Annotated in this window: 3 protein-coding genes and 1 pseudogene; all 4 read right to left on the reverse strand. The window is 62.4% G+C overall.

All coding sequences use genetic code 11. The features are described from left to right. A pseudogene (locus VF497_RS11475) lies at positions 1-675 on the reverse strand (NADH-quinone oxidoreductase subunit F); the annotation flags it as partial. Positions 676-740: 65 nt separating this feature from the next. Beyond that, complete coding sequence (gene nuoE / locus VF497_RS11480) at positions 741-1,268, reverse strand: NADH-quinone oxidoreductase subunit NuoE (protein WP_330888794.1); 528 nt, start codon at positions 1,266-1,268, stop codon at positions 741-743. Continuing rightward, the gene (locus VF497_RS11485) at positions 1,265-2,518 is read right to left on the reverse strand and encodes an NADH-quinone oxidoreductase subunit D (protein WP_330888796.1); all 1,254 of its coding nucleotides are present in this window, start codon (positions 2,516-2,518) and stop codon (positions 1,265-1,267) included. The genes nuoE and VF497_RS11485 overlap by 4 nt, the downstream gene beginning before the upstream one ends. A gap of 17 nt (positions 2,519-2,535) precedes the next feature. Continuing rightward, the coding region (locus VF497_RS11490; RefSeq protein WP_330888798.1) for an NADH-quinone oxidoreductase subunit C at positions 2,536-3,005 on the reverse strand (470 nt) is incomplete at its 5' end.

The raw sequence follows: 3,005 nt of genomic DNA on the forward strand, positions 1-3,005 counted from the left end.
CGGCACCGAGGCATAGGTTTCGGTGTTGTTGATCGTCGTCGGCTTGCCGTACAGGCCGAAGCCGGCCGGGAACGGCGGCTTGAAGCGCGGTTGGCCCTTCTTGCCTTCGAGCGATTCCATCAGCGCGGTTTCCTCGCCGCAGATGTAGGCGCCCGCGCCGAGCGCGGTGTAGATGTCGCAATCGATGCCGCTGCCGCCAATGTTCTTGCCGAGCAGGCCTGCGGCATAGGCTTCCTTCAGCGCCGCTTCGAAATGCTCGAACGGCTCGTGGTGGAATTCGCCGCGCAGATAGTTGTAGGCGACGGTCGAACCGGTCGCGTAACAGGCAATCGCCAAGCCTTCGACAACCGCGTGCGGATTGAAGCGCAGGATGTCGCGGTCCTTGCAGGTACCCGGCTCGGACTCGTCCGAATTGCACAGGATGTACTTCTGCATCGTGCCTTTTGGCATGAACGACCACTTCAACCCGGTCGGGAAGCCGGCGCCGCCGCGGCCGCGCAGCGAACTCTTCTTCAGCTCGTCGACGATCGAAGCCGGATCGGGCTTCTCGGCGAGGATCTTCTTCCACGCCTTGTAGCCATCGACTTTCAGATAACTGTCCATCGACCACGGCGTGTCGAAGTTCAGCGTCGTGTAGACGACCTGGTATTCCTGCGGTGCGGGGCCCACTGCCATAGATATTTGCCTTCAAAACCGGGCGCGACCGATTTGGATAAGATCGGTCGCACCCCTACAAGTTCTTATTTCAATCCGTCGAGAATCTGGTCAACCGACTCCGGCGTCAGCTTCTCGTGATAGTGGCCATTGACCACCATCATCGGCGCGCCGCAGCAAGCCGCAAGGCATTCCTCTTCCTGCTTGAGATAGACGCGGCCGTCCGGCGTCGACTCGCCGACCTTGATGCCGAGCTTCTTCTCGCAATGCTTGAGGATGCCCTCGCCACCGTTGAGCCAGCACGAGATGTTCGTGCACACGGCAACGTTGTTGCGTCCGACCGGCGTGGTTTCGAACATCGAGTAGAAGCTCGCCACTTCGTAACCCCACACCGCGGGCAGGCCGAGGTACTTCGTCACCGCCGCAATCAGTTCGTCGGTCAGGAAGCCACCGTTCTGTTCCTGCGCCGCGAACAGCGCCTGGATCAACGCCGAGCGCTTGCGATCGGGCGGAAACTTGGTCAGCCAGTGATCGATGTGTTCGCGCGTGTGCGCATTGAGTGCGACGAGCGGATCGACGTCCTTGACTTCAGCGTAGTGATTGGTTGCTTTCATCGATCGACTTCTCCGAAGACGAGATCGTAGGTGCCGATCATCGCGACGACGTCGGGCAGCATGTGGCCGCGCACGATCGCGTCCATGGACGAGAGATGGGCAAAGCCCGGCGCGCGCAGCTTCACGCGGAATGGCTTGTTCGCACCGTCGGAAATCAGATAGCAGCCGAACTCGCCCTTCGGCGCCTCGACCGCAGCGTAGGTCTCGCCCGCGGGCACGCTGTAGCCTTCGCTGAACAGTTTGAAATGATGGATCAACGCTTCCATGTCGTCCTTCATTTCCTCGCGCGAGGGCGGCGCCACCTTGAAGTTGCGCACGATCACCTCGCCCGGATTCTTCTTCAGCCAATCCACGCACTGCGCGACGATGCGGTTCGACTGGCGCATCTCCTCGACGCGCACGAGGTAGCGGTCGTAGCAGTCGCCCTGCACGCCGACCGGAATGTCGAAATCCATCCTGTCGTACATCGCGTAGGGCTGCTTCTTGCGCAGGTCCCACTCGATGCCGGAGCCGCGCAGCATCGCGCCGGTCATGCCCCAGGCCAGCGCCTGTTCAGGCGGCACCACGCCGATGCCGACCGTGCGCTGTTTCCAGATGCGGTTGTCGGTCAGCAGCGTTTCGTACTCGTCGACCTTCGTCGGGAAATCCTTGGCGAAGGCTTCGATGAAATCAAGCAGCGAACCTTCACGCCATTCGTTGCGGCGCTTGAGATCCTCGCCCTTGTGCCAACGCGACTCCTTGTACTGCGGCATGCGATCGGGAAGGTCGCGATAGACGCCGCCGGGACGATAGTAGGTCGCGTGCATGCGCGCGCCCGACACCGCCTCGTAGCAGTCCATCAGCTCCTCGCGCTCGCGGAACGCATAGAGGAACACCGCCATCGCGCCGAGGTCGAGCGCGTTCGACCCGATCCACATCAGGTGGTTGAGGATGCGCGTGATCTCGTCGAACATCGTACGGATGTACTGCGCGCGCACCGGTGCCTCGATGCCGAGCAGCTTTTCGATTGCACGCACGTAGGCGTGCTCGTTGCACATCATCGACACGTAGTCGAGGCGATCCATGTAGCCGATCGACTGGTTGAACGGCTTCGACTCGGCCAGCTTTTCGGTGCCGCGGTGCAGGAGTCCGACGTGCGGATCGGCACGCTGGATCACCTCGCCGTCGAGCTCGAGCACGAGGCGCAGCACACCGTGCGCCGCCGGATGCTGCGGGCCGAAGTTGATCGTGTAGTTCTTGATTTCTTGCATTGTGGAGGTGCGCCTGTCTACTTCGCCGCGGCGTTCACCGCCCCTTCCGCCTGCGCCTGGTCGTAGCGCGAGTCGTGGCGTACCACGCGCGGCACGCCGACGCGCGGCTCGACGCTGGTCACCGGCTCGTAGATCACGCGGCCAAGCGCCTCGTCGTAGCGCACCTCGACATTTCCGATCAACGGGAAATCCTTGCGGAACGGATGGCCGACGAAACCATAGTCGGTGAGGATGCGGCGCAGGTCCGGATGCCCTTCAAAGACGATGCCGAACAGGTCGAACGTCTCGCGCTCGAACCAGTTCGCGCCGGGCCACAACGACACCAGCGACGGCACCACCGGCAACGCGTCGTCCTGCGCATGGCAGCGCAGGCGCACGCGCTGGTTGTTCTTGACCGAAAGCAATTGCACGACGGCGACGAAGCGCTTGTGCCCTGCGCCGACGATAGGACGATTCGACCATTGGAAACGGCCCGGGCCCTCGCCTT

The organism is Rudaea sp. (genome assembly GCF_036383415.1).
Classification (GTDB): domain Bacteria; phylum Pseudomonadota; class Gammaproteobacteria; order Xanthomonadales; family Rhodanobacteraceae; genus Rudaea.

What these genes read in the sequence shown, in the direction of transcription:
- nuoE (WP_330888794.1), bottom strand. Translation starts at nt 1,268, where the DNA reads ATGAAAGCAACCAATCACTACGCTGAAGTCAAGGACGTCGATCCGCTC.
- VF497_RS11485 (WP_330888796.1), bottom strand. Translation starts at nt 2,518, where the DNA reads ATGCAAGAAATCAAGAACTACACGATCAACTTCGGCCCGCAGCATCCG.